This window comes from Maribacter sp. (assembly GCF_016744255.1).
GTDB lineage: Bacteria > Bacteroidota > Bacteroidia > Flavobacteriales > Flavobacteriaceae > Maribacter_B.
The window spans coordinates 23624-49026 of sequence record NZ_JADGES010000011.1 but is presented as its reverse complement, the minus strand read 5'-3'; the positions used below and the strand labels follow the sequence as shown (position 1 = coordinate 49026).

At 34.1% G+C, this 25403-nt stretch carries 23 protein-coding genes; 15 read left to right on the top strand and 8 right to left on the bottom strand.

Annotated elements, in window-relative coordinates; translation table 11 throughout:
* From QZZ51_RS03520 to QZZ51_RS03500, 5 genes are all read left to right on the top strand, one after another.
* Positions 1–1186: aromatic amino acid lyase (locus QZZ51_RS03520; RefSeq protein ID WP_291865946.1), on the top strand; the 1186-nt coding region annotated here is incomplete at its 5' end.
* Positions 1187–1190: 4 nt separating this feature from the next.
* Positions 1191–2441, top strand: a complete 1251-nt coding sequence (gene hutI / locus QZZ51_RS03515; RefSeq protein WP_291865953.1) for an imidazolonepropionase — start codon at positions 1191–1193, stop codon at positions 2439–2441.
* Between the two features lie 5 nt (positions 2442–2446).
* Positions 2447–4450 carry a urocanate hydratase gene (locus QZZ51_RS03510; protein ID WP_291865945.1) on the top strand — a complete coding sequence of 668 codons (2004 nt, stop codon included), beginning with the start codon at positions 2447–2449 and terminating at the stop codon, positions 4448–4450.
* Positions 4443–5408: a formimidoylglutamase gene (gene hutG / locus QZZ51_RS03505; protein WP_291865943.1), complete on the top strand. Its 966-nt coding sequence runs from the start codon at positions 4443–4445 to the stop codon at positions 5406–5408. The genes QZZ51_RS03510 and hutG overlap by 8 nt, the downstream gene beginning before the upstream one ends.
* Before the next feature lie 466 nt (positions 5409–5874).
* A complete protein-coding gene (locus QZZ51_RS03500) occupies positions 5875–7065 on the top strand; it encodes a hypothetical protein (protein ID WP_291865941.1) in 1191 nt (396 codons plus the stop codon).
* 15 nt (positions 7066–7080) lie between these two features.
* On the opposite strand, the gene QZZ51_RS03495 is transcribed toward QZZ51_RS03500, so the two are convergent.
* Complete coding sequence (locus tag QZZ51_RS03495; protein ID WP_291865939.1) at positions 7081–7983, bottom strand: universal stress protein; 903 nt, start codon at positions 7981–7983, stop codon at positions 7081–7083.
* Positions 7984–8179: 196 nt separating this feature from the next.
* Positions 8180–8869, bottom strand: coding sequence for a Crp/Fnr family transcriptional regulator (locus QZZ51_RS03490; RefSeq protein ID WP_291865937.1), 690 nt, complete (start codon positions 8867–8869; stop codon positions 8180–8182).
* 129 nt (positions 8870–8998) lie between these two features.
* On the opposite strand from QZZ51_RS03490, the gene QZZ51_RS03485 reads away from it, so the two are divergent.
* The 9 genes from QZZ51_RS03485 to QZZ51_RS03445 all read left to right on the top strand — a co-directional run bounded on the left by QZZ51_RS03485 (position 8999) and on the right by QZZ51_RS03445 (position 18076).
* Positions 8999–11410 (top strand): heavy metal translocating P-type ATPase metal-binding domain-containing protein, encoded by a 2412-nt coding sequence (locus tag QZZ51_RS03485; RefSeq protein ID WP_291865951.1) that lies wholly within the window; start codon positions 8999–9001, stop codon positions 11408–11410.
* A 67-nt stretch (positions 11411–11477) separates the two neighbouring features.
* Positions 11478–11684: a cbb3-type cytochrome oxidase assembly protein CcoS gene (gene ccoS, locus QZZ51_RS03480; protein ID WP_291865936.1), complete on the top strand. Its 207-nt coding sequence runs from the start codon at positions 11478–11480 to the stop codon at positions 11682–11684.
* Between the two features lie 6 nt (positions 11685–11690).
* Positions 11691–13892, top strand: a complete 2202-nt coding sequence (ccoN, locus tag QZZ51_RS03475) for a cytochrome-c oxidase, cbb3-type subunit I (RefSeq protein WP_291865935.1) — start codon at positions 11691–11693, stop codon at positions 13890–13892.
* A gap of 3 nt (positions 13893–13895) precedes the next feature.
* A complete protein-coding gene (locus QZZ51_RS03470) occupies positions 13896–14081 on the top strand; it encodes a CcoQ/FixQ family Cbb3-type cytochrome c oxidase assembly chaperone (RefSeq protein ID WP_291865934.1) in 186 nt (61 codons plus the stop codon).
* A 5-nt stretch (positions 14082–14086) separates the two neighbouring features.
* Positions 14087–15028, top strand: coding sequence for a cbb3-type cytochrome c oxidase N-terminal domain-containing protein (locus QZZ51_RS03465; protein WP_291865933.1), 942 nt, complete (start codon positions 14087–14089; stop codon positions 15026–15028).
* Between the two features lie 30 nt (positions 15029–15058).
* A complete protein-coding gene (ccoG, locus tag QZZ51_RS03460; RefSeq protein ID WP_291865932.1) occupies positions 15059–16474 on the top strand; it encodes a cytochrome c oxidase accessory protein CcoG in 1416 nt (471 codons plus the stop codon).
* Positions 16475–16482: 8 nt separating this feature from the next.
* Entirely contained in the window at positions 16483–16935 is a 453-nt protein-coding gene (locus QZZ51_RS03455; RefSeq protein ID WP_291865931.1) for a FixH family protein, read from the top strand.
* A 7-nt stretch (positions 16936–16942) separates the two neighbouring features.
* Positions 16943–17647 carry a sulfite exporter TauE/SafE family protein gene (locus QZZ51_RS03450; RefSeq protein WP_291865930.1) on the top strand — a complete coding sequence of 235 codons (705 nt, stop codon included), beginning with the start codon at positions 16943–16945 and terminating at the stop codon, positions 17645–17647.
* Between the two features lie 27 nt (positions 17648–17674).
* Positions 17675–18076, top strand: a complete 402-nt coding sequence (locus tag QZZ51_RS03445) for a group III truncated hemoglobin (protein WP_291865929.1) — start codon at positions 17675–17677, stop codon at positions 18074–18076.
* 6 nt (positions 18077–18082) lie between these two features.
* On the opposite strand, the gene QZZ51_RS03440 is transcribed toward QZZ51_RS03445, so the two are convergent.
* Positions 18083–19303, bottom strand: a complete 1221-nt coding sequence (locus QZZ51_RS03440; RefSeq protein WP_291865928.1) for a hypothetical protein — start codon at positions 19301–19303, stop codon at positions 18083–18085.
* Positions 19304–19433: 130 nt separating this feature from the next.
* Between QZZ51_RS03440 and QZZ51_RS03435 the strand changes: the two genes are divergently transcribed.
* Positions 19434–21239, top strand: a complete 1806-nt coding sequence (locus tag QZZ51_RS03435) for a hypothetical protein (protein WP_291865927.1) — start codon at positions 19434–19436, stop codon at positions 21237–21239.
* Between the two features lie 58 nt (positions 21240–21297).
* Here the strand turns inward: QZZ51_RS03435 and QZZ51_RS03430 are convergent, their stop codons facing one another.
* From QZZ51_RS03430 to ric, 5 genes are read right to left on the bottom strand one after another with little or no spacing between them, the layout of a single operon-like run.
* On the bottom strand, positions 21298–21537 hold the full coding sequence (locus QZZ51_RS03430; protein ID WP_291865924.1) for a cytochrome C oxidase subunit IV family protein: 240 nt from the start codon (positions 21535–21537) through the stop codon (positions 21298–21300).
* A 1-nt stretch (position 21538) separates the two neighbouring features.
* Complete coding sequence (locus QZZ51_RS03425) at positions 21539–22114, bottom strand: cytochrome c oxidase subunit 3 (RefSeq protein ID WP_291865921.1); 576 nt, start codon at positions 22112–22114, stop codon at positions 21539–21541.
* Complete coding sequence (locus QZZ51_RS03420) at positions 22115–23884, bottom strand: VWA domain-containing protein (protein ID WP_291865918.1); 1770 nt, start codon at positions 23882–23884, stop codon at positions 22115–22117.
* A 6-nt stretch (positions 23885–23890) separates the two neighbouring features.
* On the bottom strand, positions 23891–24670 hold the full coding sequence (locus tag QZZ51_RS03415) for a CbbQ/NirQ/NorQ/GpvN family protein (protein WP_291865915.1): 780 nt from the start codon (positions 24668–24670) through the stop codon (positions 23891–23893).
* A 22-nt stretch (positions 24671–24692) separates the two neighbouring features.
* The gene (gene ric, locus QZZ51_RS03410; RefSeq protein WP_291865912.1) at positions 24693–25403 is read right to left on the bottom strand and encodes an iron-sulfur cluster repair di-iron protein; all 711 of its coding nucleotides are present in this window, start codon (positions 25401–25403) and stop codon (positions 24693–24695) included.

Here is a 25403-nt window from a genome sequence, read left to right as displayed (position 1 = left end):
AAATAACGCAATACCAATTGTCCCTTCCCAAGGTTCCGTTGGAGCTTCGGGAGATTTAGCTCCATTATCTCATTTGTTTCTTCCTCTAATAGGCTTAGGGAAGGTAAAGTTTGAAGGAGAAACTATTCCGACCAACACCCTATTTAAGCTAAAAAAAATAGAATCCATAGCACTTGGACCTAAAGAAGGCTTGGCTCTAATTAATGGCACTCAATTTATAGCAGCACATGCCGTAAAAGTGGTTGCTAAATTACAAAGCTGCCTATCGCAAGCAGATATTATTGGTGCTATGATGATAGAAGGATTGCAAGGTTCTATTAAGCCTTTCTATAAGGAGCTCCATGAGTTACGCCCTTTTAAAGGAAATAAGCATGTAGCTTCCAGAGTAAAATCTCTTTTACAAGGTTCTGAAATTATGGAAGACCATATCGATTGCGAACGGGTACAAGACCCCTACTCTTTGCGTTGTATTCCACAAGTACATGGCGCCTCTAGAAACGCATGGTTACATTTAAAAGAATTGGTAGAAGTGGAATTAAATTCTGTTACCGACAATCCTATTATAATTGATGAGGAACTAACCATTAGCGGTGGAAATTTTCATGGACAACCTCTTGCAATGGCATTAGACTATGCTTGTTTGGCAGCTTCAGAAATCGGAAATATTTCGGACCGTAGAATCTATTTGGCTTTAGAAGGTAACAGCCCAGGTGTACCCAAATTATTAATGGAAGATACCGGAATTAATTCTGGATATATGATTTTGCAATACACAACAGCAGCTTTAGCTAGCGAAAACAAAGGTCTTTGTTTTCCTTCTAGTGCGGATAGCATCCCTACTTCTTTAGGACAAGAAGATCATGTGAGTATGGGATCTATTGGTGGTAGAAAAGCATTACAGGTTATTGAGAATGTAGAGAAAATTTTAGCAATAGAATTGTTAACTGCAGCACAGGCTTTTGAGTTTAGAAAACCTCTAAAATCTGGCATCTTATTAGATGAAATTCATAAAGAAATACGTACCAAGGTTACCTTTGCAGACAAAGACCGCGTGTTTGCTGATGATATTGAAATGGGTATAAAAATCGTTCAAAACGAAACCATTATTAAGGTGATTAATGAAACTTGTAAAAGAGAGGATATATCACTAAAAACCCAATACTCTAACGAATTTGAAGTATATTAAGGCTATGCAAAAACAAACACTCATAGGTCCATTTTCTCAGGTAATAACCATGGACAACTTACCCTTAAAAGGGGCCCTAACAGATGATAAACTTCAAATTATTTCGGAGGCAGGAATTCTAATTAAAGACAATGTTATTGCCGCTATCGGAAAATTTTCTGAAATGTATGCTAACACCAATACTACGGATATTGTAACATTAAAAGGGAAACATGTTTGTCTCCCTGGTTTAATTGATGCGCATACCCATATTTGTTTTGGAGGTACAAGGGCTACCGATTACGCCATGCGTAATGCTGGAAAAACCTATCTAGAAATAGCTAAAGCAGGCGGTGGAATATGGGATACCGTTACACAAACTAGAAAATCTACCAAAGAAGAGCTTACAAAAAATACTATAAAAAGAGCGAATCGCCATTTAAAAAATGGTGTTACTACGCTAGAAGTAAAAAGTGGTTATGGTCTTTCTGTGGAGGAAGAATTAAAAATGCTTTATGCCATAAAAGAAGCTAACAAATCCACCGCATCTGATTTAATTTCTACTTGCTTGGCAGCTCATATGCTACCCAAAGATTATACAGGCTCCGAAGAAGAATATCTTAGAGAAATTAGTACTACGTTATTTCCAAAATTAAAAGAAGAAGGCCTAACCAATAGGATTGATGCCTTTATTGAAGAAAGTGCTTTTTCTGAAGAGCAGATTAAAGCCTATTTTGAAAAGGCTAAAGAGTTTGGATTTGATATTACCGTACATGCCGACCAGTTTTCAACTAGCGGAAGCCAAACAGCAATAGAGCATAAAGCCATAAGCGCAGACCATTTAGAAGCTAGTACAGAAAAAGAGATAATGCTTTTAGCAAAAAGTGATGTTATTGCAATGGCCTTACCCGGAGCTTCTATTGGCTTAGGTTGCGCCTTTACTCCTGCCAGAAAAATACTAGATGCTGGTGGTGCTTTAGCCATAGCAAGCGACCATAACCCAGGTTCTGCTCCTATGGGAGATTTGTTAACCCAAGCATCTATTTTAGGAACTTTCCAGAAACTTACCAATGCTGAAGTCTTAGCCGGAATTACCTTCCGAGCAGCAGCAGCATTAAACTTACAAGATCGCGGCACATTAAAACCAGGAATGCTAGCCGATTTAAGTATTTTTCATACCGATAATTATAACGAAATTCTATACAATCAGGGCAATTTAAAACCCTGTATGGTATGGAAAAATGGAACACTTGTATACAACAAGCACAATAGTTAAATACCATGGATTTTAAAACAACTATTCTACAGGGAATTCCATCGCAATTGCCTATTAAAAAAGCCTATATCAAGGATGCTAATCACGCACCAAAACGAAAAGATATTCTTTCTAAAGAAGAAAAAATTCTTGCATTGCGTAATGCCTTGCGTTACTTTCCAAAAGCATGGCATATAGAATTAGCTACTGAATTCTCCTTAGAATTAGAACAATTTGGTCGTATATATATGCATCGTTTTATGCCAGCATATAAAATGCATGCCAGACCTATTTCAGAGTATCCTGCAAAAACTGCACAGGCAGCTAGCATTATGCTCATGATACAAAACAACTTAGACCCTGCCGTTGCACAACACCCAGAAGAACTAATTACATATGGAGGAAATGGTGCGGTTTTCCAAAATTGGGCGCAGTACCTCTTAACTATGCAGTATCTGGCTACCATGACTATGGAGCAGACTTTGCATATTTATTCTGGCCACCCAATGGGGTTGTTTCCTTCCACCAAAGAGGCACCAAGAGTAGTAGTAACCAATGGCATGATGATTCCTAATTACTCTAAACCAGACGATTGGGAAAAATACAATGCCCTAGGAGTTACCCAATACGGGCAAATGACCGCTGGTTCTTACATGTATATTGGCCCCCAAGGCATAGTCCATGGCACCACGATTACGGTTATGAATGCTTTTAGAAAAGTACTCCTAAAAGAAGAAAACCCAAGCGGGAAAATTTTTCTAACTGCTGGTTTAGGAGGTATGAGTGGCGCACAACCAAAAGCAGGAAATATTGTAGGCTGTATTACTATTTGTGCAGAAGTGAATGAAACAGCTGCTCGTAAAAGACACGAACAAGGTTGGGTAGATGAGCTTATAGAAGATATAGACCTATTGGTTACCAGAACTAAACAAGCCAAAACTCAGAAAGAAATAGTTTCTATTGCATTTATAGGGAACATAGTTACGGTTTGGGAGCGTTTTTATACCGAAGAAATATTTATTCATTTAGGCTCTGATCAAACTTCCTTACACAATCCATGGGCTGGCGGTTATTACCCTGTGGATATTACTTTTGAAGAAGCCAACCAAATGATGGCTACGCAACCCGAACAATTTAAAATAGAAGTACAAAAGACATTACGAAGACATGCTACGGCAATAAATAAACATACTGCAAAAGGTGCCTATTTCTTTGATTATGGCAATGCCTTCTTATTAGAAGCATCTAGAGCTGGAGCAGATGTTATGGCTAAGAACAACATAGATTTTAAATACCCTTCCTATGTACAAGACATTTTAGGACCTATGTGTTTTGATTATGGTTTTGGCCCATTTAGATGGGTCTGTACTTCTGGAAATCCAGTAGATTTACAAAAGACAGATGCACTTGCTTGCCAAATTTTAGAGGACATAAAAAAGGATGCCCCAAAAGAAATACAGCAGCAAATGCAAGACAATATTACTTGGATTAAAGAAGCGGAAAAGAATAATCTAGTAGTAGGCTCCCAAGCACGTATTTTATATGCAGATGCAGAAGGAAGAGCCAAAATTGCAGAAGCTTTTAATACTGCTGTAAATTCAGGAGAACTTTCTGCTCCTATTGTTTTGGGTAGAGACCACCACGATGTTAGTGGCACCGATTCTCCTTATAGAGAAACAAGTAATATTTATGACGGTAGTAAATTTACCGCCGATATGGCCATACATAATGTAATTGGCGATAGTTTCCGTGGCGCTACCTGGGTTTCTATACATAATGGTGGTGGTGTTGGTTGGGGAGAAGTTATCAACGGAGGCTTCGGAATGGTGCTGGATGGCTCTAAAGAGGCCTCTAAAAGATTAAAAAACATGCTATTTTATGATGTAAACAACGGTATTTCTCGTAGAAGTTGGGCACGTAATAAAGAAGCCATTTTCGCTATTGAAAGAGAAATGCAAAGAACGCCCGAATTAAAGGTCACTTTACCTAACTTAGTAGAAGACAAAATCTTAGAAGGCTTATATGACTAACTACAAAGCTCCATCATCTAAAAACTGGACTGGAAGAATTTCTGAAGACCAACAATATATTCATGAAAAAATAGAATGCACCTCTTTAGAAGACAACTTAGAGATAGTACAATCCAAAAGCTTTGCTCTTTTAGGCTATGCTTGCGATGAAGGTGTAAAACGGAATAAAGGTAGAACTGGAGCTGTTGATGGACCAAACATCATTAAAAAAACCTTGGCACCAATGCCCAATCCTCTTTCTAAAAAAAGACATTTCTACGATTTTGGAAATATAGAATGCCTACAGGAGAATTTAGAAACTACACAAGAAAATTTATCCAATACCGTTTCCCAAATTTTAGAAAAAAAATGCTTTCCGATAGTCATCGGTGGAGGTCATGATATTGCATACGGGCATTACAATGGCATTAAAAAAAGCATAGGAAATAATAAACGTATTGGTATTATTAATTTTGATGCGCATTTTGATTTACGTTCCGATGAAAACGGCTCTAACTCTGGAACGCCTTTTTATCAAATTGCGAAAGATTGCGAGTCCGACAAAATGCCTTTTCACTATTTATGCTTAGGAATTCGCAAAGATGCGAACCCAAAAATTTTATTTAAAACTGCTAAAAAGTTAGGTGTAAAACATATTAAAAATGAAAATTTTAATCTCCCAAATTATAAAAGAATAGCAAAAAAAATAGATTCTTTTATTTCTAAGGTCAATGTAGTATATGTAACTATTGATTTGGATGGATTCTCATCTGCCTACGCACCTGGAGTAAGTGCAGCCTCACCTATGGGTTTTGCTCCAAGTATTGTTTTAAAATGCCTTCAAAAAATTATAGCTTCAAAAAAATTAATCTCTTTAGATTTGGCAGAATTCAACCCCAAATATGACAGAGATAACCAAACAGCGAAATTAGCGTCTTCTTTAATCCATTTTACTCTAAGCAATCATAACCAGCTATAAATCATCAACTCCAAAAAATAGTAAACTACCTCGGGGCATTAAAATCTCGATTATCGAGCAAACAAAAAAAGCTTCCCGATATGGAAAGCCTTTCATTGGATAGTATCGATCACCATCGATATCTACACCTGGCTTCAATTAAAATTGAAGCACAACACAACAGTTCAAAGATACTAAAGGTTTTAATATAAAACCAGATGTTTGTAGGAACTTTATGGAAAGAGTAGACTCTACTATTTCTAACTAATTTAAAAATAATAATAGAGCCTTACATTCATGTGTTTTCACCATTCATCGGTTAATTATCTCAATTCATAAAAAGAACGCTATCCGATTAAATTCGTAAAACCTAAGACTAAAAGTACAGAGCCTCCTGTATAGCGAAAAATCTTACATTTAGACTAGTATTTCTTTTCTTCTCTCTTTTGTTATTTACCTTTGTAAAGGACTAAATAATTTATTCTTTATGCGTATAGCATCCCTTTTTTTTATTTGCATTTCTTTTGGACTAAACTCCTGTTCTAAAGAAGAAATAACTGCCGAAATTCTATCACCCGAAGAATTAGTCCCGGAAGTAACTCCTATAGAAGAGCCTAGTCCTATAAACTTATCTGCTGCCGCAACAAAAACGAATACATGGATTTTTAATATGCAACAACCTAATGGATTATTACAAAGTTCCGAGAATTCCGATTTTGTCTCTCTGTACGACAATGCATTGGCAGCTTTGCTATATATTAAACAAGGAGAAAATGTCAAAGCTGAAAAAATATTCAATTTTTTTAATAAAAAAATTCAAACAGAATTACGGAGTAGTTCTGGGGGTTTTTACCAATTTAGAAACAGTAAAGGAGAACAAGGAAGCCGAACTTGGATGGGAGATAATGCTTGGTTGTTAATTGCTATTAATCATTACCATGAAGCCACAGGAACACAAAAATATAGTCTTATGGCCAGAGGTCTTGAGCAATGGCTACGATCATTACAAAAAGAAGATGGCGGTTTAATTGGTGGTTTTAACGAAGATGGTACTGAGATACCTAAAGTAACAGAGGGTATAGTCACAGCTTTTAACGCTGTTCCTGGGTATGACGATTTTCATGCCAATATTCTTTCTTTCTTAAAAACAAACCGTTGGGATGCCAAAGAAAAATTATTAACTGCATGGCCAGAAAATATAGAATATAAATTTGCATTAGACCTCCACGGTTTAAGTGTTGGTATTTTTCCAGATTTTCCGATAGAAACATTATTAAAAACAGACCGCTACAAAACAACTCAAACCAATACCACAAATGGGAAATTGATAACAGGATACTCTTTTGATGAAGATAAAGATGTTATTTGGTTAGAGGGAACGGCACAAATTTTAGTAGCATTCCAACAAGCTAACAAAAGTGCAGAAGCAAATAGCATTATTAAAAATCTTGAAAAAACTTTTATTACAAGTCCTTCTTTCGCAAATGCTCAAGGAATTCCCTATACAACAAATTACGGCTCTACATATGGAGCTAGCCTTCTTTGGGATTCTGCAGACCTTACACCTGCAGTTTCTTCCTCTACTTGGTATCTTTTTTCTCAACTAAATTTTAACCCTTTAACGTTGGGTAGCACTAAAAATATTCCAGAAGCAGATAAATTCTGGAGTAGTAAATAATAAAATTAGAATATACTATCTAGCAACAGTCTCTTTCTTACTTTTAGAAACACTAGAAGGAGAAACCATTCCTAACTCAGGGATTACCAGTAAGGGTATTTGCGTATGAAAAGTCAAACGTTTTACAATAGGCTCTCTTGTCATTTTTTCCATATAACTATGTTGAAAATTTAACATAGCTAATAAATGAATATCTAACTCTGCACTAAAAACCTCTAAAGTCTTAGAAACAGAATTCAACTCGGACACTGTATGTACATAATGTTCTACACCATCAAAATACTTACGTAACATTCCCAAATTAAAATGTTGCAGTTCTGTCAATGCTTTTATCTCATATTGCACATGTACAATCCTAATTACTGCCTTAAACGTTTTTGCTAAATCTATTAAAGGCTTTAATTCTGATGCAGTGTAAAAGCGATTAAAATCTGTAGCAAAAGCAATTTCAGACGGTCTGGCAAAATCAAAATATTGCGGTATTGCCAAAACAGGGCAATTCTTTACAGATTTAATAATACGAACCGTATTACTACCCATAAAAACTTCTTCTAAACCAGAAGCTCCTTTAGTCCCTGTAACAATTAGGTCTATTTTTTTTTCATCTACAATCTCTTTTATTTCATCAACCAATAAACTAAACGATGAAATAGTATTGAAACTATGATTAGAATTATTATAACTTTTTTTTATTTTTTGAATAAGAGTTTGAAGACCCTTCTTGGATGCGATATGCACCCCATCTTCCATTTGCCCTCCGCTGAGAGTCGCTGCCATGAAACGGCTATTTGCTATAGCAGGGGTATATGTATTGACTAAATGAAAAACACAAGTCTCATTTTTAAACAATTCTAAGGCATATTTAGTGGCATTCCATGCGTTATCTGAAAAGTCTGTAGGTAATAATATGTTTTTCATGCTATTCTTTTAACTAGACTGTAAAATTAGCACGGCAACATCTCTAAAACTATGACAAATATCAGTTTTAAATAGAGCAAAAAATAAACAATTGAAATCCCTAGTAATATAGAGGTCTTTAATACATAAGAACGTTCTTTAAAAAAACTAAAGTCTTTTTAAAGAAGGGTTTAAGCCCGATAAACAATATAAAAATTTAAAAGCCATCTATTAAATCTTGCAGCTCTTTTTCATTGGCTATCCCTATTCGCTTTCCTGATGTTTTTAAATATCCTTTTTTCTTAAACTCAGATATAATTCTAATACAAGATTCGGTTGCAGTACCAACCACATTTGCAATGTCTTCTCTAGAAAGAGTAAGGCTTAAATACCCCTCTTCATCTACTCCATAATTATTTTTTAAATACAAAAAAGCCTCGGCAATACGCTGCTTCACTGTTTTTTGAGACATATTAACAATAACGTCATCTGCCTCTTTTAAATCGTGTGCCATATGGCGTAAAACTTCTAAAGTGAAGTCTGGATTTTTATGCATACTATTAACAATAATCTCTTTAGGAACAAAACACACTTCCATATCATTCACTGCAATAGCACTTAAATTAGTAGGCTCTTCTACAATTACTGCCCGTTGCCCTATAACCTCTCCAGTAGTTGCTAGTTTTACAATTTGATCTTTACCATTCGCACTAAGTTTAGACATTTTAGAAACCCCTTCTCTAACACAAAAAACACCATTCAATTTTTCACCTTCCTCAAAAAGAGTCTCTCCCTTCTTATACTTCTTAGTCACCTTAGAATCAGAAACTTCCTTAAGTTCTTCCTTACTCATCGCGCGTAAAGAATTAAATTGACGAACAATACAATTTTCACATCTACTTTCCATACCCTTTATTTTTACACCTGACTAAACAAAAATACTCTTACCAATATATAAAAAAACTGACAATTGTCATGTTTTATAACAACCTATTTGACCACCTTTGTAATAGGTATAGCAAATGTAAGTAAAGAAATGGCAGAATGTTTCCATTGTGGTGACGATTGTGGAAATTCCCCTATAGAATTTGATGATAAAAAATTCTGTTGTAATGGATGCAAAACAGTCTATGAGATATTTCAGAGCAATGATTTATCATATTATTACGACATAGAATCTTCTGCAGGCACTACTCCTAATGAAATCGATGGAAAATATGATTTCTTAGAAAATCCTGAAATCATTGACAAACTTACCGAGTTTAATGACGAAAATATACAGATAATAAATCTCTATATTCCACACATACATTGTAGTTCTTGTATTTGGGTTTTAGAAAATTTAAACAAATTAAATTCCAACGTTAATCATTCTCAGGTAGATTTTCCTAAAAAAACAGTTCGTATAACATACGCCCCAGAAACAATTACGTTAAAACAGTTGGTCATATTGCTAGCACGTATTGGCTATGAACCCTATATTTCTTTAGACGATTTAGATAAAAAAGAAGAAGCGTCAAATAAAGCTCTAATTTATAAGTTAGGTGTCGCTGGATTTGCTTTTGGGAATGTCATGTTTTTATCTTTTCCTGAATATTTTGATTTAGCTTCTAGCGCTATAGATGGCGGCGAATATTGGCTGAATAAATACCAAGATATTTTCCGTTGGCTAATGTTTACTTTCTCTTTGCCTGTAGTTTTCTATGCTGCTCAAGATTATTTTATATCTGCCTACAAAGGCCTTCGTTCTAAACTTTTAAATATTGATGTTCCAATATCCCTTGGAATCTTAGTGTTATTTTTAAGAAGTACTGCAGATATAATTTTTAATTCGGGCCCTGGTTTTTTTGACAGCCTAACAGGCCTTGTTTTCTTTTTATTGTTAGGCAAATTTTTTCAACAAAAGACATATTCCTTTTTATCTTTTGAAAGAGACTATAAATCTTACTTCCCAATTGCAGTAACACGTATTCTTAGCAACGGAAAAGAAGAGACTGCTCAAGTATATGATATAAAAAGAGGCGACAGAATTCTTATTAGAAACGAAGAGCTTATTCCTGTAGATGGAATCTTAATTAGCAAGAAAACACAAATTGACTATAGCTTTGTTACTGGAGAATCTGAGCCTGTTACAAAAGAGTCCGGGAATAAGGTCTATGCAGGCGGAAAACAACTAAATAGTGCCATGGAAATGGAAGCTCTAAAATCGGTATCGCAAAGTTACCTTACCCAGTTATGGAGCAATGCTGTTTTTCAAAATAATAAGACAAGTAAATTTCAATCGATTACAGATAGTATTGGCAAACGTTTTACAATTGCGGTTTTAAGCATTGCATTTACAGCGACTGCCTTTTGGCTTTATTACGATAGCAGTATGGCTCTAAACGTATTTACCGCTGTATTAATAATTGCATGTCCATGTGCCATCGCTTTAGCCTCTCCTTTTACTTTAGGAAACATGCTTCGTATTTTCGGAAACAAAAAATTCTACCTAAAAGACACCTATACTATTGAGCAACTTGCCAGAATAGACACTGCAATTTTCGACAAAACAGGAACCATTACTGCAGCTAAAAAAAGTACAGCCACCTATGAAGGATACACCCTTAATAAAGAAGAAGAATCTTTATTAAAAAACACCTTACGCTCTTCTAATCATCCATTAAGCAGAACTTTGTATGATATGCTTTCCGAGCAAAATATTATTACCCTTGATGAATATGAAGAACACTTAGGCAAAGGTATTTCTGGAACCAAAGAAAAGGACACCATGAAAATTGGGTCTGCAGAATTTATTGGTAATACAGAAACAAAAGATATTGAAAACACATCTGTCTATATAAGTAGTAATGACAATTACAAGGGACGTTTTGTATTTCATAATGAATATAGAGATGGATTAGCAGACTTATTTACTGCAATGTCCCAAACCTTAAACCTAGCAATTTTATCTGGAGATAATTCTGGAGAAAAATCTAGGCTAGAAAAATTATTACCAAAACTAACTCCTTTATATTTTAACCAAAAGCCAGAAGATAAGCTAGAGTTTATAAAATCTTTACAAAACCAAGGCAAAATGGTTATGATGATAGGAGATGGCTTAAATGATGCGGGAGCTTTAGCTCAAAGTAATGTTGGTATTGCAATATCCGAAAATGTGAATGTATTTTCACCTGCTTGTGATGGTATTCTAGATGCTACAAAATTTAAAGATTTACATTCTTTTATTTTAGCTTCAAAAAAAGCAATGCAGATAATTAAATGGAGTTTTCTTCTATCTTTGTTATATAACGTTGTAGGTTTATACTTTGCAATTACTGGACAATTACAACCTGTAATAGCGGCAATATTAATGCCCTTAAGCTCTATCAGTGTTGTTGCTTTTACGACGATCGCAACGAATCTTTTAGGAAGAAAATTAAACAAAAAAAAGAATAAAAAATATTAAAAAACTGACAAATGTCATTTTTTTTGGATAATCACAGGTGTATTTTTACGCCCGAATTCAGGTAGGTATGAGTGTTATTTATGTGTTATTAACAATAAGTATAATTGTTGCTATTATTTTTTTTACAGCATTTATTTATTCTGTAAAGAATGGACAGTATGACGATTCCTATACTCCTTCCGTACGTATGCTCTTTGAAGATGAGCTAGTTACAGATACTCCTAAAGTAGTAAAAACAAACGAGAATAAATCAATCCAACTAAATAAAGAGTAATTAATTATGGAAGTACAGCAATTTTATTACGACAACAAAATCGTAAAGAATTTCCTCTATGCAACTATGTTTTGGGGTGTAGTGGGAATGTCCGTAGGGCTTTTATTAGCCTTTATGTTTTTGTTTCCAAATGTAACAGATGGTATATCTTGGTTAAGTTTTGGTCGTTTAAGGCCGTTACACACCAATGCCGTTATTTTTGCATTTGTAGGAAACGCAATTTTTGCCGGAGTATACTACTCTACGCAACGTTTACTAAAAGCAAGAATGTTTAGTGATGTTCTTAGTAAAGTTAATTTCTGGGGATGGCAATTGATTATTGTTGCGGCAGCTATTACACTTCCTCTAGGATACTCTACTTCTAAAGAGTATGCAGAATTAGAATGGCCTATTGATCTTGCTATTGCAGTTATTTGGGTAGCATTTGGTATTAACCTTATTGGTACCATGATCAAAAGAAGACAACGTCATCTATATGTCGCAATTTGGTTTTATGTTGCAACATTTGTTACTGTTGCGGTACTACATATTTTTAACAGTTTAGAACTTCCTGTAAGTGCATTTAAAAGTTACTCTGTTTATGCAGGGGTACAAGATGCGTTAGTACAATGGTGGTACGGACACAATGCAGTTGCATTCTTCCTTACTACTCCTTTCTTAGGGTTAATGTATTACTTTGTTCCTAAAGCAGCAAACAGACCAGTTTATTCTTATAAACTTTCTATTGTTCACTTTTGGTCTTTAATATTTATATATATCTGGGCAGGACCACACCACTTATTATACTCTGCTTTACCAGACTGGGCACAAAATTTAGGTGTTGCTTTTTCTGTTATGCTAATTGCTCCATCTTGGGGTGGTATGATAAACGGTTTATTAACATTGAGAGGTGCTTGGGATAAAGTTAGAACGGACCCAACTTTAAAATTCATGGTAGTTGCTATTACTGGTTATGGTATGGCAACCTTTGAAGGCCCAATGCTTTCACTTAAAAATGTAAATGCTATTGCTCACTTTAGTGACTGGATTATTGCTCACGTGCACGTTGGCGCCTTAGCATGGAACGGATTCTTAACTTTCGGTATGATATACTGGCTGGTTCCTAAAATGTTTAAAACCAAACTTTACTCTAATGGATTGGCTAATTTCCATTTTTGGATTGGTACTTTAGGAATCATCCTGTACACTTTACCAATGTACGTTGCTGGGTTTATACAAGCATTAATGTGGAAAGAATTTAATCCCGACGGAACTTTAGTTTATGGTAACTTCTTAGAAACAGTTCATGAAATAATCCCAATGTATTGGATGCGTGCTATCGGTGGTAGTTTATTTATTCTTGGTGCATTAGTGATGATTTACAATGTTATCATTACAATTAGATCTGGAGCAAAAGTAGAAGACGAATTGGCAGAAGCTGCTCCATTAATAAGAGTATCTAAAAAGAGAACATCTGGAGAAACTTACCACACTTGGTTAGAACGTAAGCCAATACAATTAACCATATTAGCAACAGTTGCTATATTAATTGGTGGTATAATCGAGATAATGCCAGTCATAATGGTAAAATCTAATATCCCAACAATAACAAGTGTCAAACCTTACACTCCTTTAGAATTAGAAGGAAGAGACCTTTATATTAGAGAAGGTTGTGTGGGTTGTCACTCTCAAATGGTACGTCCTTTCCGAAGTGAAGTAGAGCGTTATGGCGAATATGCTAAAGCTGGAGAATTTGTTTACGATCATCCATTCTTATGGGGTAGTAAACGTACAGGTCCAGATTTACTTAGAGTTGGAGGAAAATACTCTGACAACTGGCACCTAAATCACATGTACGATCCACAAAGTACTTCTTCTGGCTCTATAATGCCAGCATACCAATGGATGGTAAGAGACAAGCACGACCGTAGTAACATTAAAACCAAATTGGAAGCAATGGTAACTTTAGGCGTTCCTTACACCGAAGAAGATATTGCTAACGCTGATGCAAATATGGCTAAACAGGCAGAGCAAATAGAAAAAAATCTATACGCTGATCCTGATTTTGCAAAAGGATATGAAGAAGACAAAAAATATGCTGCTGATAATGGCGATGAGTTTGTAGAGATGAGAGACAGAGAAATTGTATCTCTAATTGCTTACTTACAACGTTTAGGCACAGATATTAAAATAAAAGAAACAGGCGAATTAATCTCTGAAAACAAATAAGCTATGTTCAAATTCGTAAAAGGCTATATGGAAACGATTGATGGGGTAGCTACCTACCCTATGATATCCTTACTAATCTTCTTTTTATTTTTTGTAGTTCTATTTATTTGGGTTTTTACAGCATCCAAAGAACACATTGAAGAAGTAAGTAACATACCATTTGAAAACAATAACCAACCTAAAGAATAAATATCATGAAAAATATGTCACCTTGGTGGATTAGAATTCCTGTAATCTTCTTCCTCATCTTCGGAATGATGGAGTTTTTTATAGACTCAGGGGATAAACCCGCTATTATAGAGTACCCCATTACGCAATTTTTTATGCTAATGGTTCTTCTAATACTAATAGGTATTGAAGTCATTTTAAAATCTATTGAAAGTGTTTTATACCAAACACTTTCGGAAGAGGCAAGAGTGAAGTACAATACAGCTAAAGATAATAAATGGGAAAACTCATCCACAGGAAAATTATTCCAAAAACTTTCTGGAAATAAACCTATTGAAATAGAAGGCGAGATTGTACTAGACCATGATTACGACGGTATTAAAGAGTTAGATAACACCTTACCACCTTGGTGGGTTTATATGTTCTATGCTACTATTGTTTTTGCTATAGTATACTTACTACGTTTTGAAGTTTTTGATGGTTACAATCAAGATTTAGAATATGACCAAGAAGTTGCAGCAGCCCAAATAGCAATTGACGAATACAAAAAAACTGCAAAAGGTTTAGTAGATGCTAACACTGTTGAACTATTAACAGAAGTTTCTGACATAAAAGCTGGTGAGGCTATTTTTACAGCTAATTGCGTAGCATGCCACATGGCCGATGGTGGTGGTGGAATTGGACCAAACCTAACCGATAAGAACTGGATTCTAGGCGGAGGTATTAAAAATATTTTTCATACTATCTCTGAAGGTGGTCGTGACGGAAAAGGAATGGTTGCTTGGAAACAAAACTTAAAACCTGCAGAAATTGCACAAGTTGCTAGTTATGTAATTCAAGAAATTGGAGGCAAAACACCTGCTAATCCAAAAGCTGCCGAAGGGGATATCTGGGTAGATCCAAATGCTCCAGCAGAAGAAATTCCAGAACAAGTAACCGACTCCACTTCAGTGGTTGTCAACGAATAGTAATTTCTTAGTATAAACAAGAAGTTTGAGATGGCACAAGACGAAAATTTTAGAGATACGATAGGCACCATTAATGATGAAGGGAAGCGCGCATGGATTTTTCCTAAAAAACCAAGCGGTAAATTCTATGAATATCGTAAATGGGTAAGCTATGCTCTACTCTTGTTTCTTGTTGCTTCTCCGTTTATTAAAATAAATGGGAATCAGTTTTTAATGTTTAATGTCTTAGAAAGACGTTTTAATATATTCGGTTTTCCTTTTTGGCCACAGGATTTTCACTTGTTCGTAATCTCCATGATTATTGGAGTTATATTTATTGCCCTTTTTACAGTAGCATTTGGCCGTATTTTTTGTGGTTGGATGTGTCCACAAACCATTTTCTTAGAAATGGTTTTTAGAAGAATAGAATTCTGGATTGATGGCGATCGTGGTGCACAAACTAAATTAGCTCGACAAGCTTGGGATGCAGAAAAAATTAGAAAAAGGGTACTTAAATGGATCATTTTCTTTATAATTTCCTTCCTAATCGCTAATGTATTTTTAGCTTATTTAATCGGTAGTGATCGCTTAATACAATACATAACAGACGGACCTGCAAACCATGTAAGCACTCTTATTTCATTATTAATTTTTACTGGAATTTTCTATTTTATTTTCGCATGGTTCAGAGAACAAGTTTGTATTATAGCTTGTCCTTATGGAAGAATGCAAGGAGTTTTATTAGATAATAAAACTATTGTTGTTGCGTACGACCATAAACGAGGAGAAGCTGAAAACGGACGTAAAAAATGGCGTAAAAATGAAGATAGAGAAGAGCTAGGTCATGGTGACTGTATAGATTGCATGCAATGTGTAAATGTTTGTCCTACAGGCATAGATATTCGAAACGGAACACAACTGGAATGTGTTAATTGTACAGCATGTATTGATGAGTGCGATACCATAATGGATAAAGTAAATTTACCAAAAGGTTTAATTCGTTATGCTAGTGAAGACAACATAGAGAAGAAAGATAAATTCAAGTTTACGCCAAGGTTAAAAGGGTATTCTGCAGTTCTTTTTATTCTTGTTGGAGTTCTAATTGGTATGCTATTTTTAAGAAATGAATTAGAAGCAAATATCTTACGCCTACCAGGGCAATTATATGAACACAAAGAAGGAAATATTATTAGTAATGTTTATACCTTTAAATTAGTTAATAAGACCTCTAGAGATATTGAAGACGTAAGCTTTAAACTTCTTTCTCACAAAGGAACTATTAAACTGGTTCGTCATGAAGATTTTGTTGTATCTGCGCAGGAATTAGCAGAAGGAACATTGTTTATAGAAATAAATAACTCCGCTTTAAATGGCGATAAAGACAAGCTAAAAATTGGCGTATATAGTGGAGATAAACTTGTAGAAACTACGACCGCAAGGTTTTTAGCTCCTAGAAGTTACAAATAAATAGAACTATGAAAATTAACTGGGGAACAGGTATCATAATTGCCTTTATTGCTTTCATAAGTTTTATACTATTTTTTGTAGTTAAAATGAGTACCGACAACAGAGCTAATCATGATTTGGTTACTGAGGAATATTACAAAGCAGAGCTAGCTTTCCAAAATGAGATAGACGCAGGTAATAACGCAAGAAATATTGATATAAAAATAGAGAAAACCAAAGAAGGTCTTTCTATTCAGTTTCCTAAAAATATAAACACTGAGGCTTTCAAAGGAACAGTGTCCCTATACAGACCATCTAATAAACACTTGGATTTTGACTTACCTTTAAGTCTGTCCAATTCACATTTGCTCATACCTGACAAACGTTTGTTAGATGGTCGCTGGGACATTAAAGTATTCTGGAACTATAATGGCAAAGAATATCTACATAAACAAAGCATTACGTATATTCAACAAAAGTAAAATGTAAATGTTACTATCTGCACTAGCATTAGGATTAATGGGCAGCTTACACTGTGTAGGCATGTGCGGTCCAATTGCTTTTATGCTGCCTGTTGACAGAAATAATAACCTTAAAAAATTCACCCAAATATTCATTTACCATTTTGGCAGATTATTAGCTTATAGTATTATGGGCTTAGTATTTGGTTTTTTAGGTAAAAGCTTACAAGTATTTGGCCTTCAACAAAAATTATCAATTGCCATTGGAATATTAATGATTCTGGTAGTTCTTATTCCCTATAAAACATTTAATAAATACAATTTCTCTAAACCTGTTTATAAAATTATCAGCAAAGTTAAAAACCAACTAGGCAAAGAACTAAAGAAAAAAACACCGGATACTTTTTTAACTATAGGTTTTCTTAACGGTTTTCTTCCTTGTGGATTAGTCTATATGGCCTTATTTGGTGCTATAGCAATGGCCAATGCATGGCAAGGAGCTCTTTATATGATTCTCTTTGGGCTAGGTACTATTCCTTTAATGACCACCGCCATCTACTTTAGTAGTCTTTTAAAAGGAGTTGCAAGACAAAAAGTTCAAAAAATAATTCCTGTCTTTGTTGTTCTCATTGGGGTGCTTTTTATTTTAAGAGGGCTAGGGCTAGGTATTCCATATATTTCACCTCAACCTGTAACAGAAGTAATATCTTCTGAAATAGACTGCCACAATTAACTACCTTAACCTTTTAAGACCAATAGCATGACCAAAAAAAAAGACATCGCAAATAGAACTGATGTAAAACTACTTGTTGATACTTTTTATGAAAAAATAAGAGCGCATGAAACTCTAGGCCCCATCTTTAACTCTATCATTACAGATTGGGATGCCCATCTAATTCTATTAACCGATTTCTGGGAAACCCAACTCTTTTTAAAGCGTAAATATTATGGTAATCCCGTTACGGCTCACCAAGAGGTAGAAACCAAAACAAAAGGTACAATAACATCCGAACATTTTGGCTTATGGTTAAATGATTGGCATGAAACTATTGACGAGTTATTTGATGGAGAAATTGCTTGGATAGCTAAAAATAGAGCACAAAAAATGTCTACTATGTTATTTTTAAAAATGTTTGAACATAGAGAGAATCATAATAAGTAGAGGCTCCTAAGAATAAGCCCTTTTTATATTATTTTTAAAAATAAGCAGTAACGCTAAAGGAATAAAAACACTTACAATAACCAATACTACTTCATAATTTTCGAACATTACAATATTCTGCCAAATACTAAACCCCCTCGAAAAGATTAAAATTTCTGTCAGTAAAAAACCAAAAACATACACATAGAAACTTATTTTAGATATTCTAATTAACCTAAAAAAATCTAAAAATAAAAAAAGTCCTATGGTGACTACTCCTAAAAACGTCCAATGCAAATAGCCTATAGTAAAACTTAAGACCGTAGCCGCAAGTTTTGCAAAATAAGGAAAAGAAGATAGTAATTGTAAAGACATTTTAAGAACCATTAAAACAACTAATAAACTAAGCATTCTTGCTTGTATACTAGAGAACAATTCGCTGGAATTAGTTACTTGTTTTAAATACATGAATATTAAGCACCCAAAAGCAAATATTTGTAATAATGCACCAATACCAGCAATATAATTAACATATAAAGGAGGACTAATCCATAAAACGGAAAGTAAAAAGGTTAGTATTATTCCTATATTAAAACTCCAGACAAAGCGTAAAAACCTAATCTTTTCTATTTCTATTTTATAACTTTCCATTACAAAAAAGAAAATCCCAATCAATCCCATAATCATCCAGCCATTGTACTGAAAATGTAAATAAAAGTATATCGCTATTCGGTACCAGATAGAGGTTGGCCCTAAAGTGTTCATAATAATACCCAATACCCATGGTCCAATACTAGAGAGTAACAAATAACTTAAGGCAATTAAAAAACAGGTATAAGCATACGTTTTTTTATATTTTTTAGGCGTATTCTTAATAAAAAACCAAGTAAACCAGTAAGAAGCAAATAGAAACAAGGTTGAAAAGATAATAGACACTACAGCATACCCTTGAAAAGGAAAACTTAATAACATTCCTACTAAGGTGACTTGGGTAAACCAAAAAATTCGACTATAGCGCTTATCCAAATTTTCATCACTTAAATATAATTTATACAACAAAGTAGTTAAAGCCAAATAAACCCACCCCAAAAGAGCTATATGAGAATGTGTATGAACTATAAATTTATAATTCACAGGAATATCTAGTAAATGGAAAGAACGCAATATAACTCCCAAGAAAGCCGCTATAAAAAAGAACCCAAGTGCTATTAAAATATGCTGCCTTAGTTTTAAGATGGTTGGTTTCATTATGTTAATCTAATTACAATACTGCACTTAATCCCTGACAAATATCATGTTTTTTGAGCTAGAATAATCGAAAATTTGCTGTTGGTATATTAACTAATGAATTTACCTTTCAATACGTAACAAAAAAATCATGGCAAAAACACATTCGTTTCACATTCCTGTTATGGGAATAGGCTTTACCATAGATTCTCCTTTAAAAGTTTCCCATTTTGGAATAGACTCTGTTATTTCTTTAGTAGATGATATTCTATTAGAGAAACTTCGCAAAATGTATTGCGAAATTTCAGAATTACCTTATTCGGAAATAACGGAAAAAGCAGAGGATTTTAGAGCCAAAAGAATAACCTCTTACCTTAATCTTATTCAAGATTTAGCAGAAGAGAAGTTCGAGGCATTTAAAAATGCTACGCAAGAATCTAGTAATGAAATAAAAAAATATTTTTCTATTTTACCAGATTCTTCGTCATTAAAACAAGAGTTTAATAAACTTACCAAAGAGCATTTTAATGTAGATGAAATTAAGCATTGGCTTAAAGACAATTTATCTATGGGTAGTATTGATGTTAACATCATGACTAAAGTAGATAAGGATAATTATGTAAAGAAAGAGCAACTTCCAACAGAGTATAACGATGCTCATGCTGCGCTTAGAGGATACGCTACTAGTGACCTTAGCTCTTCTCTTATTTTATCTGCAGGAATGAATCCTAGGTTGTATAGCTATCTAGAACAATTCGAGGATTTTTTCCCGGATGAAAATGGATACATAAAAAAGAAAATAGTGCTTAAAGTTAGCGACTTTAGATCCGCTCTAATTCAAGGGAAATTCTTAGCCAAAAAAGGGCTTTGGGTATCCGAGTACCGTATAGAATCTGGCTTAAATTGTGGCGGACACGCTTTTGCTACAGATGGTTATTTAATGGGGCCTATACTAGAACAATTTAAAGAAAAAAAAGATTCTTTAGCCGCTTCTATTCATGCTATTTTTGCTCCTGCTTTAGAAAGAAAAGGTAAAGCTGCTCCTGTAAAAGTATTGCCTATAAAATTAACGGCTCAAGGTGGTGTAGGAACATCGGAAGAGCACGATTTTATGCTTAATCACTATCAGGTAGATTCTGTAGGTTGGGGAACTCCTTTCTTATTAGTTCCTGAAGCTACAACTGTAGATAATGCTACCGTTGAAAAGCTAGTAAAAGCTAAAGAAAAAGACCTTTACCTAAGTAATATTTCTCCTTTAGGAGTTCGTTTCCAGAGTTTAAGGGGTAATACTAAAGATGGTGAGAAAGCAGTTAATATTGCTAAAAACAGACCAGGAAGCTCTTGTCCTAAAAAGTTTGTTTCTTTAAACAAAGAATTTAACGGTACAGATTTATGCATAGCCTCTAGGCAATACCAACACTTAAAATTACAAGAGTTAGAAAAAGAAGTTATAACTAAAGAAGAATACAATAGTAAATACGAAAAAATTGTTGAAAAATCTTGTATCTGTGTTGGTCTAGGAACATCTGCCCTACTAGCATATGGATTAGACACAAAAACAGAAGGAACAGGCGTATCTATTTGCCCTGGACCTAATATGGCATATTTCTCTAAAATTATGAAATTAGAAGAGATTACAAACCATATTTACGGACGTACTAATATTATTACAAGAACGGATCGCCCGCATATGTTTATTAAAGAACTTAGCATGTATCTAGATTATTTAGAAGAAAAAATCGAGGAAACCAAAAATACAATTACGGCCAAACAGATTAAATACCTTACTACTTTTAAGAACAACTTAAATGAAGGTATAGCATACTACCAAAATCTATTTGTTACAAAAACATCTTTCTTAAAAGAGTTAGAACTTGGCAAGAATGTACTGGATAATATGGCTGTTGAAATTGAAAAAATGCAACTACCAAAACCATTAAAAGGTATCATCGTTTAGTGCTTTTTTCTTTTTATTGAAGTAATTTGTTTTTTTAAATGGTTTTTAAAAAAACAAATCACTTCAATAAAATAACTATTACGAACACAAATAGAAATAGGAAAATATAAATACTTGTTTTCCAAATAGTGTGTGCTTTCTTAAATTCCATAAACTGAAAAGCCACACCTATGAACTTTATAGCTGCCAAACCTAATATTACATACCCAATACTATGCGCCCTATTGGTGGAGAATAAAACCGAAATTATGGTTAACACCATTAAAAACAACCAAGTCATTACATTATCTTTCTTCATACTAAAATAATAAATAGAGTATAGGAAATAATAAAAGCCATATTAAATCGCACATATGCCAAAAAGCTGCACTAGCTTCTATGTCCTCTATGTTCGATTCTCCCTTTGCTACACCTCTAAGAATAGAAAATAAAATTATTATACCTACTACTACATGTATATAATGAAATACTGTTAGCAACCAATAAAAGGTAAAAAAAGTGTTGGTTCCTAGAGTTAAACCTGCTTCTATTTTTTCGTAGAATTCAAAACTCTTAAAGCCTAAAAAAAGGAACCCTCCTAAAATAGTTAGCTTTATAAAAAAAGCCGCTTTACTAAAATTCTTATTTTTAAAATATGCAACTCCCGTAGCCATAAAAAAGCCACTGGTAATTAACAACATCGTATTTATAGTCCCTATTGTAATATTTAAGCGCAACCTAGACTCATGAAATACTTTGGCTTCTTCTTGCCCATAATACACCATAACAATTAAAGAAACTCCATAGGTAAAAAGCTCTAAAAAAATAATAATGCCCATTAAAATTCCCCCTGGAGGATAATAAAAATTTGGAGAATTAGTGTTAGTACTGGTCATTTAACTTTGGTGTTTAATTTTATCATAAAGCTTTACTAAAGATTGTAATAGCTCTACCGGAGTAGTTAAGATTTGATAGTGATTTTGCCCAAACATTTGCGGTAAATAATATTTAGCTTCTGCCTCTATAGCTAAGGCATAGGAGTTAATATTACGCTGATTTAATTCTCGCAAAGCTTGTTTTACATCATTTACACCATACTTACCTTCATACTTATCATAATCATTAGGCTTTCCGTCCGAAATAAGTATCACCCATTTATTCTTTGTATCTCGAGTGTCTAATAACGCCCCAGAATGTCTTAAAGCAGCGCCTATTCGTGTATAACCCGAAGGTTCTATTGCTCCTATCTTATGTTTTGCTTTATCCCAAGGATCATCAAAACCTTTTAGAGTTAAATAGGTGGCATAATTTCTTGTTTTAGAGTAAAAACAGTCTATAGAAAAATCTACATTAAACTCCTCTAAAATCTCTCCGAAAATGATAGATACTTTCTTTTCAACATCTATAACTTTATTGCCTGCAGCATACCCATCACTAGACAAACTGCTATCTAACAAAATGAGAATAGATATATCTTTTTCTTTTTTTCTTTTGGATAAATATATTTTGTCTGATGGTGTGTGTCCCGAGTGCATATCTACATACAAATCGGTTATAGCATCTAAATCGAATTCATCCCCTTGGGTTTGCCGTCGTTGCTGTTGATACTTATTATTTACCGAAGTAAGCATTTTTCGCAATCCCGATAAAGTAGAAGCATTTTCTCGTAACGTTCGTTTATAATACCCGCTATTCGTTTTTAATTGCTTTTTAGGGTATACTTTACAAAAATCGGTTTTATACTTTCTTTTTGTATAATCCCACTCATCATACAATACATGGTAATCATTAGACTCTAATTCGGCACTTTCAGAAATGGTGGTATTTTCAATAAAATCTGCTTGGTATACAGAATGCACAGGGTCATCCACCCGTACCGTATGTTTCATATTTAAATCTTCCAAAGCATTAGAATGATCATCTAAATCGTCATCACCATCAAAATCTCGCCACCCACCTTCCCACTCTTCGGCAGTTTCTACTTTTTCAAAACTATGATTTAGCACAAAATCTTCCTGTGCCTTCTTATCTATTTCTTGGGTAACTATTTCTTCTACTGCATTAGCTTTTAAAATAGTATTAATTTCATTTTCCACCGCATTTTTAACTTGTTCCGAAATGTTTTTTAATACATTTTTTTTTGGAACCTCAACGGAATTACGCATCCATTTACCATATAAAAAAGTAGTATCTACGTCTTCCTTATCCTTTACTTTAGAAGCATATAAATTTTGAAGCTCTTTTACTATTTTCAAGGTTAAGGGAAACTGCTGATATACTTCTTTTAAAACAATATCAGATGTTGTTTTTGCTTTTTCTTGGGCTTCTTCTAGTGTAAACTCTATGTTAGTAGCATAATTGAAATCTAAATTTTTCTGTACCGACAAATAGATAATTCTAAATAAGTAAAAGTTTATATTCTTATCTGACTCTAAAAATTCGGAATACCGCTCGGGCACAAAAAAACTATCATTCTTATAACCGCCTTCTCTTTTGGCAGCATAAATTTCTATTGGCTTACCTGTAATAGCCCGTGCTAAAATAGTTAACCTTGCTTTTATTTTGGATAATTTAACGGTATGTTCTATTGCCTCTTTCGCATTTTTTTTTCTTCTCTTTAAGAAAAATGCAAACTTGGTAAATAGATATTCATCGGGCTCGAACATAGGGTCTTAAATCATTAAATCGCATAAATCTACCAATGCCTCTGCTATTTCTCTATCGTCTGTAAGAGGCTCTACTATTGCTACCTTAACTGCCAAACGCTTAGGCAAACCAGTCTTAATTAATTTCGCTGCATCTACTAATAATCTGGTAGATACTGTTTCTGTTAAACCTAATTCTGTTAGATTTCTTATTTTATTTGCAATATTAACAAGCTTCTTCGCTATGGAGCCTTCTATCTCCGTTTCGTTCTCTATAATCTCGGTTTCGTTTTTAGCTTTAGGGTACGAAAAAGGAAGGGCTATAAAACGCTGTCGTGTAGATGGTTTTAGTTCTTTAAATCCTTTTTGATACCCTGGATTAAAAGAAGCTACAAGCATAAAATCTTCATGCGCTTTTACGGTTTTTCCGAGTTTATCTATATAGAGTTCTTTTCTATGATCTGTTAACGAGTGTATAGCAACAATAACATCTGGTCTTGCTTCTGCTATTTCATCCATATATAATATTGCTCCTTCTTTAACAGCAGTAGTTAAGGGGCCATCTATCCAAATGGTTTCGGCTCCTTTTATTATAAAACGTCCTATTAAATCTGTAGAAGAAGTTTCCTCATGGCAAGAAATGGTAATCATTTTTTTATTTAAATGATGCGCCATATAGTCCACAAAACGTGTTTTACCAGTTCCCGTAGGGCCTTTTAGAAGTACAGGTATTTTGTTCTCGTAACTGTGATTAAAAACCTCTACTTCTTTTCCTATTTGATGGTAATATGGGGCTATTTCAGTCATGTCTGTCGGTATAGGTTCTCTATTAATTACTAAGCTCTTTTTCTAACTGAATAGCTTTTGTGAATAAAATATTATTTTCTAAATGAATATGTTGGTGTAAATCTTGCTCAAACTCCTCTAGTTTTGCATAAAGGGCTCTAAACGTATTACAAGCATTTTCTGGTGGCGTGTAATTATTGGTTAATTGCGCTATTTTTTTAAAAATATCACCAGCAATTTCATGCTCTTGTTCCATCATTGCAACAGGATTATTTACGGTTCCAAAAGGAGGAGTTTCTATTTCCCCTTTTAAAGAAACCATTTTCTTTATATATGGAAACAATATCATCTCTTCTTTTTGTAAGTGCGTGGTAAGCTCATTAGCAACGGCTACAAACAGCTCGTTTATCTCCAAAACCTCTGTGTAATGATGCCCGTGAACCTTCGCTACTCTATTAGAATACTGTAGAATTAATGGAATGGAATCTTGTACATAAGTATGGTGTACATTTATAATATGATCTATTAAAAAACCAAGCTTCCAAGAGTTATAATCATATGCTTTTTGCGGCCTATCTACTATAGACAGCTCTTCTTCTAATTGTGAAAAATCTACATTCTTATTTTCGCAAGCTTTAGCTATACTTATTCCCCCACCACAACAGAAATCAATACCGTATTTCTTAAATATATGGGCTGTCTTAATATTTTCTGTTACTGTTTCTCCTACTGTTTTATCCTTTGTAATAACCAT